13 protein-coding genes are annotated in these 14986 nt (G+C 74.0%); 7 read left to right on the forward strand and 6 right to left on the reverse strand.

Translation table 11 applies throughout. From position 1 onward, the window contains the following. Positions 1-1539 (reverse strand): aa3-type cytochrome oxidase subunit I (gene ctaD / locus AC51EU_RS17800; RefSeq protein ID WP_496267964.1); only part of this gene is annotated, 1539 nt, incomplete at its 3' end. A 341-nt stretch (positions 1540-1880) separates the two neighbouring features. On the opposite strand from ctaD, the gene AC51EU_RS17805 reads away from it, so the two are divergent. Beyond that, complete coding sequence (locus tag AC51EU_RS17805; RefSeq protein WP_496267974.1) at positions 1881-3515, forward strand: sensor histidine kinase; 1635 nt, start codon at positions 1881-1883, stop codon at positions 3513-3515. 206 nt (positions 3516-3721) lie between these two features. Here the strand turns inward: AC51EU_RS17805 and AC51EU_RS17810 are convergent, their stop codons facing one another. Together AC51EU_RS17810 and AC51EU_RS17815 are read right to left on the reverse strand one after the other, a co-directional pair. Continuing rightward, positions 3722-4429, reverse strand: a complete 708-nt coding sequence (locus AC51EU_RS17810; protein WP_496267965.1) for a response regulator transcription factor — start codon at positions 4427-4429, stop codon at positions 3722-3724. Positions 4430-4473: 44 nt separating this feature from the next. Then, complete coding sequence (locus AC51EU_RS17815; protein ID WP_496267966.1) at positions 4474-5901, reverse strand: globin domain-containing protein; 1428 nt, start codon at positions 5899-5901, stop codon at positions 4474-4476. 923 nt (positions 5902-6824) lie between these two features. Between AC51EU_RS17815 and AC51EU_RS17820 the strand changes: the two genes are divergently transcribed. From AC51EU_RS17820 to AC51EU_RS17840, 5 genes are all read left to right on the forward strand, one after another. Next, complete coding sequence (locus AC51EU_RS17820) at positions 6825-7247, forward strand: pyridoxamine 5'-phosphate oxidase family protein (protein ID WP_496267975.1); 423 nt, start codon at positions 6825-6827, stop codon at positions 7245-7247. Between the two features lie 82 nt (positions 7248-7329). Then, positions 7330-7926 (forward strand): GNAT family N-acetyltransferase, encoded by a 597-nt coding sequence (locus AC51EU_RS17825; RefSeq protein ID WP_496267967.1) that lies wholly within the window; start codon positions 7330-7332, stop codon positions 7924-7926. A gap of 154 nt (positions 7927-8080) precedes the next feature. Continuing rightward, positions 8081-9058 carry a prolyl aminopeptidase gene (gene pip, locus AC51EU_RS17830; RefSeq protein ID WP_496267968.1) on the forward strand — a complete coding sequence of 326 codons (978 nt, stop codon included), beginning with the start codon at positions 8081-8083 and terminating at the stop codon, positions 9056-9058. Between the two features lie 111 nt (positions 9059-9169). After that, positions 9170-10642, forward strand: coding sequence for an AlkA N-terminal domain-containing protein (locus AC51EU_RS17835; protein ID WP_496267969.1), 1473 nt, complete (start codon positions 9170-9172; stop codon positions 10640-10642). An 8-nt stretch (positions 10643-10650) separates the two neighbouring features. Next, entirely contained in the window at positions 10651-11217 is a 567-nt protein-coding gene (locus AC51EU_RS17840) for a methylated-DNA--[protein]-cysteine S-methyltransferase (RefSeq protein WP_496267970.1), read from the forward strand. A 56-nt stretch (positions 11218-11273) separates the two neighbouring features. On the opposite strand, the gene AC51EU_RS17845 is transcribed toward AC51EU_RS17840, so the two are convergent. The 3 genes from AC51EU_RS17845 to AC51EU_RS17855 all read right to left on the reverse strand — a co-directional run bounded on the left by AC51EU_RS17845 (position 11274) and on the right by AC51EU_RS17855 (position 14246). Further along, on the reverse strand, positions 11274-12458 hold the full coding sequence (locus AC51EU_RS17845; protein WP_496267971.1) for a Cmx/CmrA family chloramphenicol efflux MFS transporter: 1185 nt from the start codon (positions 12456-12458) through the stop codon (positions 11274-11276). Between the two features lie 433 nt (positions 12459-12891). Next, complete coding sequence (locus tag AC51EU_RS17850) at positions 12892-13698, reverse strand: nucleotidyltransferase domain-containing protein (protein ID WP_496267972.1); 807 nt, start codon at positions 13696-13698, stop codon at positions 12892-12894. A 59-nt stretch (positions 13699-13757) separates the two neighbouring features. Beyond that, the gene (locus AC51EU_RS17855) at positions 13758-14246 is read right to left on the reverse strand and encodes an NUDIX domain-containing protein (RefSeq protein ID WP_496267976.1); all 489 of its coding nucleotides are present in this window, start codon (positions 14244-14246) and stop codon (positions 13758-13760) included. 380 nt (positions 14247-14626) lie between these two features. Between AC51EU_RS17855 and AC51EU_RS17860 the strand changes: the two genes are divergently transcribed. Beyond that, positions 14627-14986: glycerate kinase (locus AC51EU_RS17860; protein ID WP_496267973.1), on the forward strand; the 360-nt coding region annotated here is incomplete at its 3' end.

Genomic DNA, 14986 nt, shown 5'->3' on the forward strand with positions numbered 1-14986 from the left:
GTCGACCTCGATCTTCTTGCCGTACTTCGCGGTCTTCCAGATGTTGTAGAAGAACGGCAGGAACGACAGGCCGAGCAGGAACGAGCCGATGGTGGACAGGGTGTTGAGGGTGGTGAAGCCGTCGGCGGCGAGGTAGTCGGCGTAGCGGCGGGGCATGCCCTCGGTGCCGAGCCAGTGCTGGACGAGGAAGGTCAGGTGGAAGCCCGCCGTCAGCGTCCAGAACGTGATCTTGCCGAGTCGTTCGTCGAGCATCTTGCCGGTGAACTTCGGCCACCAGAAGTGGAATCCGGCGAACATCGCGTAGACCACGGTGCCGAACAGCGTGTAGTGGAAGTGCGCCACCACGAAGTACGAGTCGGAGACGTGGAAGTCGAGCGGCGGCGAGGCGAGGATGACGCCGGTCAGACCACCGAAGACGAAGGTGATCAGGAAGCCGACGGCCCAGAGCATCGGCGTCTCGAACGAGAGGGAGCCCTTCCACATCGTGCCGATCCAGTTGAAGAACTTCACGCCGGTCGGGACGGCGATGAGGAACGTCATGAAGGAGAAGAACGGCAGCAGCACACCGCCGGTGACGTACATGTGGTGCGCCCACACCGTCACCGAGAGGCCGGCGATGGAGATCGTCGCCGCGATCAGGCCGATGTAACCGAACATCGGCTTCCGGGAGAAGACCGGGATGACCTCGGAGATGATGCCGAAGAACGGCAGCGCGAGGATGTAGACCTCGGGGTGGCCGAAGAACCAGAACAGGTGCTGCCACAGCAGGGCGCCGCCGTTGGCCGCGTCGAAGATGTGGCTGCCGAACCTGCGGTCGCACTCCAGGCCGAACAGCGCGGCGGCCAGTACCGGGAAGACCATCAGAACCAGCAGGCTGGTCAGCAGCACGTTCCAGGTGAAGATCGGCATGCGGAACATGGTCAGGCCGGGGGCGCGCATGCAGATGATCGTGGTGATGAAGTTGACCGCGCCCAGGATGCTGCCGAAGCCGGACAGTGCCACGCCCATGATCCACATGTCGGCGCCCACGCCGGGGGTGTGGACGGCGTCCGAGAGCGGCGCGTAGAGGAACCAGCCGAAGTCGGGGGCGCCCTGCGGGGTGAGGAACCCGCAGGCGGCGATCAGCGAACCGAACAGAAACAGCCAAAAGGCGAGCATATTCAGTCGAGGGAACGCCACATCGGGTGCCCCGATCTGCAACGGCATGATCCAGTTGGCGAAGCCCGTGAACAGCGGCATCGCGAACATCAGCAGCATGATCGAGCCGTGCATCGTGAACGCCTGGTTGAACTGCTCGTTCGACATGATCTGCATGCCGGGACGGGCCAGCTCGGCACGCATCAGCAGCGCCAGGACGCCGCCGAGGACGAAGAAAACGAGCGAGGTGACCAGGTAGAGCGTGCCGATCTGCTTGTGATCCGTGGTGGTCAGCCAGTCCGTCCAGGACGGCCGGCTGCTCCGGGCCGCCGTCTCGCGGACCACGGGAGACGCGGACCGTGGCGCGCCGCTTCCCGGGTGTTGTGTCTGTACCTCGTCCACCGGACGGTGACCTCCCATGTGTACGTCGATGACGGACCGGGAAGTCTCCGGACTGCGATGAGCGGGATCGTGGCCTTCCCGGCCAGCGCCTCATGATCGGCGAGGGGGTACCGGTGGCGGATAGGGCCGAACAGACCCGCCTGCCGGTGGCGCGCCGGGCCCAAGGTCCTGTGCCACCATGTCCGATCGGCCCGGGCCGCTCGTCGGGGACGGGCGCCTGATCAGGGCGGACGCCCGTGCCGTACGCTGCTGAGGACCGATCGGCCCAGGAAGCAGCAGGAATGCCCGACACACCACCGCATACGGCCTCCGCGTGGCCGCGGCTCGACGTACCCGAACGGATGCACAGCCTCCTCGCCGCCGTGATGAACGTCGGCCGCGGACTGGAACTCCCCCAGGTCCTGCGGGGCATCGTGGAGGCCGCGGTCGAACTCACCGGCGCCGAGTACGGGGCGCTGGGCGTGGTCGGCGACGGACAGCGGCTCTCCCAGTTCCTGCCGGTCGGCATGGCCGACGACCTCATCGAGAAGATCGGCCGCACCCCCTGCGGCCGCGGCATCCTCGGGGAACTCATCCACCACCCCGTACCGCTGCGCCTGACCGACCTCAACAGCCACCCGCGCAGCTACGGATTCCCCGAGCACCACCCGCCGATGCGCACCTTCCTCGGCGTCCCGGTCCGGGTTCGCGACGAGGTGTTCGGCAACCTCTACCTCACCGAGAAGCGCGGCGGCCACGGCTTCGACGCCGACGACGAGGCCGTGCTCACCACCCTGTCCATCGCCGCGGGCGTCGCCATCGACAACGCCCGGATGTACTACGAGAGCCGGCTGCGCGAGCGCTGGCTCGAAGCCCTCGGCGAGATCACCCGCAGCCTGCTCGCCGGGACCGAGGCACGCGAGGTCCTCGACCTCATCGCCCGCCGCGCCGCGGAGGCCGCGGACGCCGACCTCGCCATCGTCCTGCTGCCGGACGGCGGGTCCGACTCCGGCCGCCTGGTGGTGGACGCCGCCCACGGCGGTGACGCGGACCGCGTGCAGGGCCGGACCGTCTCCCTCCAGGGCTCACTGGCCGGCCGCGCGGCGGGCACCGGGGAACCCGTCGCCACCGCCGAACTGGGCACCGAGTTCCCGGAGCATCCCCTCGGCGGGGACGACGGAGCGGACTTCGGGCCCACCGTGGCCGTCCCGTTCTCCGCCGGTGTCTCCGCACGCGGCGCGCTGTGCCTGAGCCGCCGCCCCGGCCGCCGGGCCTTCGACGCCAGCGAGGTGAGCGCCATCTCGGGCTTCGCCGACCAGGCCGCCATCGCCCTGGAACTCGCCCAGCGCCGCGCCGAGAGCGAGGAACTGGCCGTTCTCCACGACCGCGACCGCATCGCCCGCGATCTGCACGACCTGGCGATCCAGCGGCTGTTCGCCACCGGCATGACGCTCCAGAGCGCCACCCGTCTCATCGAGCGCCCGGACGCCGTCGAACGCGTCTCGCGCGCGGTGAACGACCTCGACACCACCATCAAGATCATCCGCTCGACGATCTTCGGCCTGCGCTCCGCCGACGGCACCCGCTCCGGCCCCGGCCTCCGCCGCCGGCTGCACGAGACCGTTCAGGAGGCCGGCCGGGCCCTGGGGCGTACACCGTCACTGCGGATCGAGGGCCCCGTCGACGCCGGGGTCCCCGGCGAACTCGCCGACCACGTCCTCGCGGTGGCCGCGGAGGCCCTCAGCAACGCCGCACGCCACGCCCGCGCACGACGCGTGGACGTCACCCTCACCGCCTCGGAGACCGGCGACCGGCTCGCGCTGACCGTCGAGGACGACGGGGTCGGCATGGCAGGGTCCGACCGCGGGCACATCGGCGGCCTGTCCAACATGCGCTCCCGCGCCGCGCAGTACGGCGGGGACCTGGCCGTGGAGGCCCCCGAGACGGGCGGCACCCGGATCGTGTGGCGGGTCCCGCTGCCCAGGGAAGGCAAGTAGCCCGGAGGAACCGGGGAGAGAAGCGGCCCGGGGCCTGTACCCGTACGCCCCGGCCGTGATGTCCGGCGCCTCGCGGCAGCGGGCGCCGGACGGGCGGGCCCCTGGGCCTGTGGTGAAAGCCCCGGCTGCCTCGCGACGCCCGGCACGCACGCACCGGACGCCGCGAGGCCCGCCCTCCGGGCGGACCACGGGGGTGACGGCAGACCCTAGCCCCGCTGCTCCCGCTGCCGTTCGACGAGCATCGCGGCCTGGATGCGGCGGCCGACGCCCAGCTTGGACAGGATGGACGACACCCGGTTCTTGACCGTCTTCTCCGCCAGGAACAGCCGCTCGGCTATCTGGCGGTTCGTCAGCCCCTCGCCGATCAGGTCGAGGATCTCCCGCTCCCGGGGGGACAGCCGCGCCAGCTCGGGCGCCTCTCCCGCCGTGTCGGGCTCCTCGTGCGGATCGCGCAGCCGCTCCATCACCCGGGACGCCATCCGCGGGTCCAGCATCGACTGGCCGGTCGCCACCGTGCGGACCGCGGACACCAGGTCCGAGCCGCCGATCTGCTTGAGGACATAGCCGGCCGCGCCCGCCATGATCGCGTCGAACAGCGCCTCGTCGTCGTCGAACGACGTCAGCATCAGACAGGGCAGGCCGGGCATCCTCGCCCGCAGCTCCCGGCACACCTCGACGCCCTCGTGGTCGCCTCCCCCCGCGTGCTCGCCGAGCCGGACGTCCAGGACCGCGACGTCGGGACGGATCGCCGGCACCCGGTCGAGGGCCTGGCGGGCGGTGGACGCCTCACCGGCGACGACGATGTCCGGTTCGGCTTCGAGGAGGTCACGGACCCCCCGGCGGACCACCTCGTGGTCGTCGAGGATGAAGACCCGCAGGGCGGGCCGGCTGGCAGGGGAGGGCTGTGCAGACATGTCAGATGCTCCGTCGGCGTCCGGTCGGGAAAGGAGGCGGGCGGTCACGAAGCCTTCGACCGGCTGCCGCTGTCCCACGGATGGTCAGCGTACGAGTCGGACGGGGCGGCAGGGGACCCCGGGTAGTGGGTGGCCGGGGGCCGTACCTCGCCGAGCGTCGAGGAGCCCGCGCCACCGCTGCCCGGGGCGTCGGGCCGGGACGCCGGGGCCCCCGCCGTCGCCGGGTCGTGGCGCACCAGCTCCGCGGGCACGCCCAGGCGGGCCAGCCGCCGCACCGTCCCCGCGACCATCGCGGGCGGACCACTGACCCGGACCACATGCCCGGACCAGTCGCCGTACGCGGCCACCGCCTCGGCCAGCGGACCGTCCCCGGACGCGTCACGGGACCCGCCGACCACGGGGACCACCCGCAGCCACGGGCAGCGGTTCTGCAACCGCGCCACGGCGTCCGCGTCGTACAGCTCCTCGGAGGAACGGGCGCCGAGGAACAGATGCACGGTCCGTCCCGGAACATGACGCGTCGCGAGCCCCTGGACCAGCGACTTGGCCGTGGCCCAGCCCGTACCGCCGGCGACCAGCAGCACGTCCCGCCCCGGGTCGTCCTCCAGCGGCATCGCGCCCCGCGCGGGCCCCAGCCGCAGGGTGTCCCCGACCCGGGTACGGGCCACCAGCGCCTCGCTCACCCCGCCGGGCCCCGTGGCCCGCACATGGAACTCCAGCTCCCCGTCCGGCAGCGGCGCGGTGGCGAGCGAGTACGGCCGCCAGGCGTGCGACAGCAGCGGCGACTGGACGTGCGTGTACTGGCCGGCCCGGTAGACGTACGGCTCCGCGGTCCGCACCCGCAGCACCGCGAGGTCCGGGCGCCGCAGCTGATGGGCGGTCACCGTGGCGTTCCAGTACGGGGGTTCGTTGATCGCCTGCTCCGCGCCCTCGACCATGGCGGTGACGGCGAACCGCACCATCCGCAGCCAGGCCCCCTCCAGCTCCTGGGTCCACCGGTGCCCGGCGCTGCGGCGCAGCGCCTCGGCCAGCGCGGCCTCGAACGCGGTGAAGTGCGCCGGGCGCACACCGAGCTTGCGGTGGTCGCGGCCCAGGCGGTGGCAGAAGGCCGTCACCTCGTCCGGCCGGTCCAGCTCGTCGATGAGGTACCAGAACGCCCGCTCCAGATGGGCCCGCTGGAAGTCCATCGACTCGGGGAACAGCCTGCGGAGCGAGGGATGGCGCTCGAACAGGGCGTCGTAGAGGTGCGAGATCAGCTCGTCGAACGGCGTCACCAGCGGCAGGTACCGCCGGATCGTCTGCTGGTCGGCCGCGCCGTCGTAGCTCTCACGGGGGTCCCCCTGACCGCGCCCCCCGCCCGGCGCCGCGGGCCGTGACGACGGGGAGAGCAGTTGCCGGCGCAGCCGCATCGCGTCCTGCCGCGCCAGAAGCGCGTGGTAATCGTCGTGGTGGTCACGTCCGGGAGAGTTCATGAGGAGGGCCTCCTAGCCCGTGTTGCTCGGCTGTCCGTCCCCGCGTCCCGCGCTGCTCCCCCTCCGCACGGTGCCGCGTGCACGCACCGGGACGGTGTGGACCGGGGCATCGCAACGGCTCCTGTCAGGCGGTCGTGCGGTCATGGACGTGCCTTCCGCGCCGTCGTGCGGACAGCAGTGAACCCCCGACGACGGCTGCGCCTGCGGGACGCCGCCGCCACCGGGACGGTGGCACCACCGGCCGTGAACCGGAAGGCGTGTCAGTATTGCACCGAGTCTCCGGGGCCGTCCGGCCCTGGTCGGGCAGGGTCTTTCGGCCCTGGCGGCCCCCCGGTACCGGTGATCTTCTGATGCGGCGGCCGGGCGCGCCCGCCCCGGCACGTCCGGGGTACCGGACCGGGGCCGGCGCGCCCGGCACGCACCACACGGGGCGCGTCCGCACGTCCCGCCCGCCACGCGACACCGCCGCACGACCCCCGGCACGCGACCTCACCGCGTCCCCGGGCCGTCGGGAACCGGTACGGACCGGCCTCCGCCTCCCGGTCCGCCCGTACCGGACGCGGCGGGGTCCGCTGCCCCCGGGCGGACGCCGGGCCGCGCGGGCGCGCCCCAGAGGGACACCCGCACACGGGCAGGGGGCCGAACGGCCCTGGCACGGAACGCGCGGAGGCCGTGTACTGATGCCGGCCGCCGGAACCGCCGACGGCCGCGATCCGCGACGACGAGGGACGCCGCCCGCGCACATGGCGACGGGACCGACCATGCGCCTCGTCCGCACCTCCAGGTCCTGGTCGGGGACCGGCCGGCGCGGGGGAGCGGTCCCCGCCGACCAGGAAGGCACCGTGAACGACGAAGGACCCCGCCGCCGCGTCAGGCCCCGCACCCGCCGCCGGCGCGGCGCGGCCGATGCCCCCCGCCGCACGGTGGAACTGGACAGCGCCACCTCCCTGCGGCTGCTGGGAAGCGTCCCCCTCGGCCGGGTCGTCTTCACCCAGCGCGCACTGCCCGCCATCCGCCCCGTCCACCACATCCTCGACGGCGGCGACATCATCATCCGCACCCACGAGGGCGCCGCCCTGGCCTCGTACGCCCAGCAGGACGACGCGCACGACGTCGTCGTCGCCTACGAGGCCGACGACATCGACTCCAGGACCCGCACGGGCTGGAGCGTCGTCGCCACCGGCTACTGCCATCTCGTCACCGACCGTACGCAGCTGGCCCGTTACCGGAGACTCGTCCACCCCTGGCCGGACCGGCGCAAGGACCACATCGTCCGCATCCGCCCCGACCTGATCACCGGGATACGGCTGCTCGACCCGGCCCGGGAGCGCACCGGGCCGGTGTGAGACGCTGCACCGGCGTGCGCGCACGTCAGGACCGTCCGTGCCGCGCACGGCCGAGCCCGCGACGACGACAACGGTGTGACCCATGACCACGCGTACGCCCGTGATCCGCCCCGCCACCGCCGAGGACCAGCCCCGGGCGGTCCGCACCCTGGTGCGCGCCTTCGCCGACTACCCCTTCACCCGCCACACCCTCCCGGCCGACGACCACGAGGCCCGCCTGGAACGCTTCCACGAGCTGTTCGTCTCCCGGATCGGCCTCGCCCACGGCCGGGTCTGGGTCGCCGACGACGGCGACGCGGTGGCGGTGTGGACCACCCCGGACACCCCCGTCACGGCGTTCGCCGAGGTCGGGCCGCTGATGGCCGAACTCGCCGGCGACCGCGCCGAGGTGGCCGCGCGGGCCGAGGAGGCGATGCGGCCGCACCGGCCCGCCGAACCGGTGTGGTTCCTCGGCGTGGCCGGCGTGGACCCGGCCCGCCAGGGGCAGGGCCTGGGCCCCGCGGTGATCACCCCCGGCCTCGAAGCCGCCGACCGCGCGGGCTTCCCCGCCTTCCTGGAGACCTCCGACCCACGCAACGTCCGCCTCTACGAACGCCTCGGCTTCGAGATCACCGCGGACTACCCCGTTCCCGACGGCGGCCCGCGGACCTGGGCGATGACGCGGCGGCCGGGCGCCTGACGCCCCGTCCGGAAACGCGGTGACGTGCCGCGGCCCCGGCCGTAGGGTTGCTCCCCGGCGCCGGGGCCCCGTCCACGCACCCGGCGTTCCCGGCGCGTCCCCGCCGGTCCACCGTGTGCGGGCGTGCCCGGAAACGACCGAGGAGCGGAGAGAAATGGCCGGAACGTATCCACCGATCGAGCCGTACGAGACAGGAATGCTCGACGTCGGCGACGGCAACCTCGTGTACTGGGAGGTCTGCGGCAACCCCCGCGGCAAGCCCGCGCTGGTCGTGCACGGCGGCCCCGGCTCCGGGTGCCGGGAGGGGACGCGGCGGCTGTTCGACCCGGAGCGCTACCGCGTCGTCCTCTTTGACCAGCGCGGCTGCGGCCGCTCCACCCCGCACGCGAGCGACCCCGCCACCGACATGGGCGTCAACACCACCGGTCGTCTGATCGCCGACATGGAACGGCTCCGGGAACGGCTCGGCATCGACCGCTGGCTGCTGTTCGGCGGCTCCTGGGGATCGACGCTGCTCCTCGCCTACGCCCAGCGGCACCCCTCACGGGTCTCGGAGATCGTCGTCCCCAGCGTCACCATGACCCGCCGCAGCGAGACCGCCTGGCTCTACCAGGGCGTCGGAGGCTTCTTCCCCGAGCAGTGGGAACGCTTCGTCGCCGGGTCCGGCGGCCCCGCCCCCGACGACCGCGCGGACGGCATCCTCGGCACCCTCGGCGACTACGCCCGCCTGATGGCCGACCCGGACCCCGCCGTACGGGAACGGGCCGCGGCCGACTGGTGCGCCTGGGAGGACACCGTGCTGTCCATGGAGCCGCACGGCGCGGCCAACCCGTACGGCGACCGGCCCTCCTTGGCGCGCCAGGCCCTGGTCCGCATCTGCGCGCACTACTTCTCCCACGGGGCGTGGCTGGACGAGGGCGCGCTGCTGCGCGACGCGGGCCGCCTCGCCGGCATCCCCGGCGTCCTGATCCACGGCAGGCTGGACCTCAGCGGCCCGCCCGGCACCGCCTGGGAGCTGGCCCGCGCCTGGCCCGACGCGGAACTGACGATCGTCGAGGACGCCGGGCACAAGGGGAGCGAGACGATGCGGGCGCTGGAGATCGCCGCGCTGGACCGGTTCGCCGGGGCGTAGGACCGTACGGGCCGGGGGCGGCGCGAGGGCGATCCGCCGCGCCCCCGGCCACGGCACATCGATGTCGGATTTCCGCCAGCCAGGGCGCCGGGGCTGCGGAATCCTGAGGACATGCACACCGACACCGAGCGCTGTCTGCGGGCCGTACGGTCCAAGGACGCCCGCTTCGACGGCTGGTTCTACACCGCGGTCCTCACCACCGGGATCTACTGCCGCCCCAGCTGTCCCGTGGTGCCGCCCAAGCCGCGGAACATGCGGTTCTACCCCAGCGCCGCCGCGGCCCAGCAGGCCGGCTTCCGGGCCTGCAAGCGCTGCCGCCCGGACGCCAGCCCCGGCTCGCCCGAATGGAACGCGCGGGCCGACCTCACCGCCCGCTCCATGCGGCTGATCGCCGACGGCGTCGTCGACCGCGAGGGCGTCCCCGGCCTCGCCGTCCGCCTCGGTTACAGCCCCCGCCAGATCGAACGCCAGCTGCTCGCCGAACTCGGCGCCGGACCCCTCGCGCTCGCCCGCGCCCAGCGCGCCCAGACCGCCCGCCTCCTGATCGAGACGAGCCCCCTGCCGATGGCCGACATCGCCTTCGCCGCCGGGTTCGCCAGCATCCGCACCTTCAACGAGACCGTGCGGGAGGTCTTCGCGCTCTCCCCGACCGAACTGCGGCGGCGCGCCCGCCCCGGCCCGCACACCGCGCTCCCCGGCACCCTGGCGCTGCGGCTGCCGTTCCGCCGCCCGCTGTGCCCCGACAACCTCTTCGGCCACCTCGCCGCCACCGCCGTCCCCGGCGTCGAGGAGTGGCGCGACGGCGCCTACCGCCGCACCCTGCGCCTGCCGTACGGACACGGCGTCGTCGCGCTCACCCCGCGCCCCGACCACATCGACTGCCGGCTCGCGCTGACCGATCTGCGCGATCTCGCCGGGGCCATCGCCCGCTGCCGCCGGATGCTCGACCTCGACGCCGACCCCGAGGCGGTGGACGGCCTGCTCCGCGAGGACCCGTGCCTGGCCCCGCTCGTCGACGCGGCACCCGGGCGCCGGGTCCCGCGTACCGTCGACGCCGACGAGTTCGCCGTCCGCGCGGTACTCGGCCAGCAGGTCTCCACGGCCGCGGCCCGCACCCACGCGGGCCGGCTGGTCACCGCGCACGGCGACCCCGTCGACGACCCGTCCGGCGGCCTCACCCATCTCTTCCCGTCCCCCGAGGCACTGGCGCATCTCGACCCGGAGAAGCTGGCGATGCCCCGCACCCGCCGTGCCACCCTCACGGGCCTGGTCGCCGCCCTCGCCTCCGGGGCGCTCCGGCTCGGCGCGGGCAGCGACCGTGACGAGGCCCGCGCCGGGCTCGCCGCCCTCCCCGGCATCGGCCCCTGGACCGTCGACTGCGTCGCCATGCGCGCCCTCGGCGACCCGGACGCCTTCACCCCCACCGACCTGGGCCTGCGCCGGGCCGCCGCCGCCCTCGGCCTGCCCGGCACCCCCGCCGCCCTCGTCCGTCACTCCGCCGTCTGGCGCCCCTGGCGCGCCTACGCCGTCCAGTACCTCTGGGCCACCGACAACCACCCCATCAACCACCTCCCCACGAACTGAGACCCGTCATGTCCGCTTCCCGCACCGCACCGACATCCGCCACCCACACCGTCATGGACGACACCCCGGTGGGCCCGCTCACCCTCGTCGCCCGGGGCGGCGCCCTCGTCGGCCTGTACATGACCGACCAGCGGCACCGTCCGCCCCAGGACACCTTCGGCCCCGTGGCCGACCCCCAGGACGCGCCGTTCGCCGCCGCCCTCACCCAGCTCCGGGCCTACTTCCGCGGCGCGGCGAAAACCTTCGACCTGCCGCTCGCACCGGACGGCACCCCCTTCCAACGCCGCGTCTGGGACGCCCTGCGCACCATCCCGTACGGCGCCACCCTCACCTACGGAGAGCTCGCGGCACGGCTCGGCACCCCCTCCGCGGCCCGCGCCGTCGGCCTCGCCAACGGACGCAACCCCCTCGGCATCATCGTTCCCTGCCACCGTGTCGTCGGCGCCGACGGCAGCCTCACCGGCTACGGCGGCGGCCTGGACCGCAAGCGGTGGCTGCTCGCCTTCGAGAACGCCGGGGGCGTGGCGGGTGCGACCGACGAGGGGGCGTTGTTCGCGGTGGGGGAGTGCGGCTGACCTCCGGGGACGGTGCCGTGGACGCTCCGCGCGCCCATGGCACCCCCGGGCTCCGCCTACCCGGCGGCCGCCGCTCCGTCCCGGCTCCCGCACCGGACCGCCCGTACGCCGTGGGCCGCTGCCGCCGTGGCCAGGGCGAGGGCCACCAGCAGCGCGCTCACCCCGAGCGGCGCCCGGAATCCCGGCCCCGCGCCGAGGGCCAGGCCGCCGAGCCAGGGACCGGCCGCGGCACCGACGTTGAGGGCGGCCGTGGCGAGGCCACCGGCCAGCGTCGGCGCGCCGGTGGCCGCGTAGAGCGCCTGCGAGATCAGCGTCGAGCCGACGGCGAACGACAGGGCGCCCTGGACGGGGACCAGCACCAGCGCCGCGACCGCGTTCCCCGCCGCCAACGCGAACACCACCCACCCCGTGAGCAGCGCCGCCCCGCCCGTCACCAGCAGCGGCACCGGACGCGTGTCGGCCAGCCGCCCGCCGACCGTGACCCCCGCGAACGCGCCCAGACCGAACAGTGCCAGGACGGCGGGCACCACCACGGAATCCAGCCCGGTGACACGGGTGACCACAGGTGCCAGATAGGTGAACGTGCAGAACGTCGCGCCGTTCACCAGCGCCCCCAGGAGCAGGGTCACCAGCAGCCTCGGACGCCGCAGCGCCCGCAGCTCACGGCGTACGCCCGTACCGCCGCCCGCGGAGGCGGTGTCCGCCGGTACCCACCGCAGGATTCCGGCCACGGCCGGCAGTGACAGAAGGGCCACCGCCCAGAACGCGGCACGCCAGCCCCACCACTGGCCCAGCAGCGCACCCGCGGGCACTCCCGCCACACAGGCCAGGGTGGTGCCGCCCAGCAGCACCGAGGTGGCACGGCCCTTGGCGTCCGGCGCGACCAGGGACGTCGCGGTCGCCAGCCCCACCGCGAGGAACCCGGCGTTCGCCAGCGCCGCGACCACCCGGGTCACCAGCAGCACCGGAAAGCTGGCCGTGACCGCGCCGAGGACATGGACGAGCAGAAAGACGGTCAGGAACACCAGCAGCGCGCGCCGCCGGGGCCAGCGCATGCCCAGCACGGCCGTCAACGGCGCGCCGACGATCATCCCGACGGCGAACGCCGAGGTGAGCGACCCCGCCACGGGGAGCGACACCCCCAGATCGGCGGCGATGCCCGGACCGAGACCGGACAGCATGAATTCGGACGTCCCCTGGGCGAAGACCGCCAGGGCGAGAAGGTACAGGGCGAACGGCATCACAGAACTCCGCAACCACATCACGGATCGACAGGGAAGCGGCGGACCACGCGGTCACCCGTGCCCCGGCCCCCACGGGCGGGCACGGTCGCGCGGCCGCCGCGGAGGACGACCGGCCGGTACCACGGCCGGACCGTCGGCGGGCAGCACGCACTACGGTGATCCGGTGACAGAAGGTCACGCAGGGGCCCGGGAGAACCTTCCGGGCGGCGTGACGACGCGACGCGGGGACGCGCGGCGCCGGAAGGACGCTACGACGCGCTGCGGTGCGGCCACCGGACGACCGGTGGCCTGCGTCTTGATGCCTCGGGGCTGGACATGGCGCGCAGCATAATCACGCGGTTGACGTTGCGTCCAAGCATTTTGACGCCCGGCCCGTTCGGCCGGGCCAGGCGGCGGACGCGGCGGAGTCCGCTCCGCCCGGCCGGTCCGTTCAATCCCCGGTGACCACGTCCCGCACCTCGGCCACCAGGGCCTCGGCCCGCGCCAGGGACTCCGTCACCTCGTCCGCGTCGCTCCCGGTCCGGCCGAGGAGGGCCGTGGCGCGGTCGGCGAAACCGGGCGGGGTCCGCGGCAGCGCCGCCGCCGTCGCCAGGGCGCCCTTCTCGTTGAGGCACCACCGCCGGTGATGGGCGAACAGCGCCTGCACGAGCGCGCCGACCGCCTGCGACAGGCACAGCGCCGCGTACAGGACGTCCGCACGGGCCTTGGCCGCCATCGCCACCGAGAAGCAGGCGTTCCAGACGGCGGTGCCGGTCAGCGCCTCGCGCAGCGGCTCCGGGTAGTGCTCCGTCTCCTCCTTGAGCCGGGCCAGTTCGCCCCCGGGGTCGGCGAGAACGCGCCCGCAGGCCACCTCGCCCGGATACGCCGGGGACCAGAAGCCCAGCGGGTGCCCGAGCTGGGTACCGACCTCGAAGCGCCCTTCCTGGCACTCCCGCCACACGTGTCGCACCCGGTCGAGGTCGCGCAGAATCCAGTCCACCCGGCGGCCGTCGGGGAGTTCGAGCCAGGCCCCGCCGTTGACCCACGGACCCCAGGCACCGGGCGGATGCACTTCCACCGGCCCGCCGGTCACCTCGGCGGCCAGCGCCGCCAGTGCCTCGGCACCGGGCTCTCCCCGGTAGTACACGCCCAGGTCCCAGTCGGAATCCGGCCGGTGCGTCCCCCGCGCCCGGCTCCCGCCGAGCATCACCCCGACCACTCCCGGCACCCGTGCCAGCCGCGCGGCGATCTTGTCCATGGCGGCACTGTAGGCCGGGCCGCCCCGGGAGACGGCCCGCCCTTTTCGCGACGGCGGTCTCACACCCCGAACGGCGGCCGCCCGTCCTCCAGCTCCGCCGGGCCGATACCCCGGTCGAGGGCGTCCAGGGCGGCGCCGATCCGCAGCGCCATCGGACCGTCCACGAACCGCGCCAGCTCGTCCCGGCCGACCAGCCGCCAGGACAGCAACTCCTCTTCCTGGAGCCGGATCGCGGCGAACTGCCCGGCCTCCAGCACTCCTCCGTCGAAGAGGTACGACACCAGGGGCGGACGCCGCGGACCGCGCACCCAGTCGACGGCGAGCAGCGCACCCGGCTCGATGTCCAGGCCGATCTCCTCGGCGGTCTCCCGGCGGGCCGCCTGACGGGGGGATTCACCGCCGTCCGACTCGACCGTCCCGCCCGGGAGCGTCCAGGCGTCGCGGTAATTGGGCTCCACGAGCAGGATGCGGCCGCCCGCGTCGCGGAAGACGGTGCCCGCGCCGGCGAGGACACGGGGGAGGCCGGCGATATAGGTGGCGTAGTCCATGGTCGTCACACGGCCGAGCTTAGCCCCGGGCCGCCGGCCGGCACCGGGGCGGTGAGGGCGTACGTTCCCCGCCCCTGCCGCATCGCACTGCCCAGGGGAATACGGAGGCGGCCGGTCCGGGAATTCCACAACCGCGGGACGCGATTTCCGTATTTTCGGATTCCCGCCCCGGATTTCCTTCCCGTATTCCCCCTGGCCGTCCCGGCGGTGAATACCGGGCCGGAAATGTGTGGGCCGTCGGAAAACACCGGCAATCCGTTCACCCGCCCGGGCGTGTCGCCCCCCGTGCGACGGGCCGGGCGCGGGCCCTGTTCGCCGGGACATGCTCCGGATAGGGTCGCGGCGGCGCGACTGCCACCGAGGAAACAAGGGGAATCACGATGGCGGACGCAGCGAGGACACGGACACCGCGGGTGCTGATCGCCGCGGACAAGTTCAAGGGGTCACTGACCGCGGCCGAGGTCGCCGGGCATGTCGCGGCGGGCCTGCGCCGGGTGGTCCCCGGCCTGGCGGTGGAGGCCCTCCCGGTCGCGGACGGCGGGGACGGCACGGTGGAGGCGGCGCTCGCGGCCGGCTTCGCCCGCCACGCGGCGCGGGTCACCGGGCCCGCGGGCACACCGGTGACCGCCGCGTTCGCCCTGCGCGGCGACGGCACGGCGGTGGTGGAGATGGCCGAGGCGTCCGGCCTGCGGCATCTGCCGCCGGGCGGGTACGCGCCGCTGACGGCGACCACGTACGGC

It is taken from the genome of Candidatus Streptomyces philanthi (genome assembly GCF_059553635.1).

Excerpts from the sequence above, each read along its gene's own strand:
- AC51EU_RS17845 (WP_496267971.1), bottom strand. The coding sequence starts at position 12,458 with ATGCCGTTCGCCCTGTACCTTCTCGCCCTGGCGGTCTTCGCCCAGGGG.
- AC51EU_RS17850 (WP_496267972.1), bottom strand. The coding sequence starts at position 13,698 with ATGGACAAGATCGCCGCGCGGCTGGCACGGGTGCCGGGAGTGGTCGGG.
- AC51EU_RS17840 (WP_496267970.1), top strand. The coding sequence starts at position 10,651 with ATGTCCGCTTCCCGCACCGCACCGACATCCGCCACCCACACCGTCATG.
- AC51EU_RS17805 (WP_496267974.1), top strand. The coding sequence starts at position 1,881 with ATGCACAGCCTCCTCGCCGCCGTGATGAACGTCGGCCGCGGACTGGAA.
- AC51EU_RS17825 (WP_496267967.1), top strand. The coding sequence starts at position 7,330 with ATGACCACGCGTACGCCCGTGATCCGCCCCGCCACCGCCGAGGACCAG.
- AC51EU_RS17815 (WP_496267966.1), bottom strand. The coding sequence starts at position 5,901 with ATGAACTCTCCCGGACGTGACCACCACGACGATTACCACGCGCTTCTG.
- AC51EU_RS17855 (WP_496267976.1), bottom strand. The coding sequence starts at position 14,246 with ATGGACTACGCCACCTATATCGCCGGCCTCCCCCGTGTCCTCGCCGGC.
- AC51EU_RS17810 (WP_496267965.1), bottom strand. The coding sequence starts at position 4,429 with ATGTCTGCACAGCCCTCCCCTGCCAGCCGGCCCGCCCTGCGGGTCTTC.
- AC51EU_RS17835 (WP_496267969.1), top strand. The coding sequence starts at position 9,170 with ATGCACACCGACACCGAGCGCTGTCTGCGGGCCGTACGGTCCAAGGAC.
- pip (WP_496267968.1), top strand. The coding sequence starts at position 8,081 with ATGGCCGGAACGTATCCACCGATCGAGCCGTACGAGACAGGAATGCTC.